We start from the raw sequence: 674 nt of genomic DNA on the forward strand, positions 1-674 counted from the left end.
CGCTTGGCACGGTGTCTTCTCGTTCATTGCCTGCTCCGCGATGCGCAGCCGCTTGCCCTTGACCGGGCCGGTAGGCAGCTGCGAGGAAGCCGGCTCGAGCGTCCGACTACGTGGCGCTGCACCTGGCCAGGCAACGACACGACATCCTGGTCATTCGCATGCCCTGCGAACTTCACCGCAGCGACTTCGAGGGACCGTTCTTCAGCACCCTCCTGGCGGCCGCCGGGGTGAGGCAGCCGCGGGCCAGGACGATTGCGGAAAAGCGCTTCTCGCTGATCCGCCGGCTGGGCGAGCAGCTGCAGATGCGCTCGGGCCACATCGTCGTGCTGCTGTGCGACGAGGCGCAGCGAATGTCCAGGCACGCACTGGAGTGGCTGCGCGATGTGCACGATCAACTGGCCCATCATGGGTTCCGGCTGATCACCTTCCTGGTCGGTCAACCTCAGTTGATGGAGCACAAGGCCCGCTACCAATTGGCCGGCGACGAGCAGATCGTGGCGCGCTTCATGATCGAGCAGCTGCACTTCCGCGGGATCACCAACCCGGCCGAGGCGGCCACCTGCCTGGCCAGCTACGACCTGAGCCACTACCCGGAGGTGACCGGCGAAACATTTACCGCGTTCTTCTATCCGCTGGCGTATGCCGCCGGGCTGCGGTTGGAGCACTCGGCCGGG

General features: G+C 66.0%; 1 protein-coding gene. It reads left to right on the plus strand.

Annotated elements, in window-relative coordinates; translation table 11 throughout:
- Positions 1 to 110 precede the first annotated feature (110 nt).
- A partial coding sequence (locus AC1DTN_RS37960; protein WP_477925299.1) for an AAA family ATPase occupies positions 111 to 674 on the plus strand: 564 nt, incomplete at its 3' end.

The organism is Rhizobium sp. 01T444 (assembly GCF_056398305.1).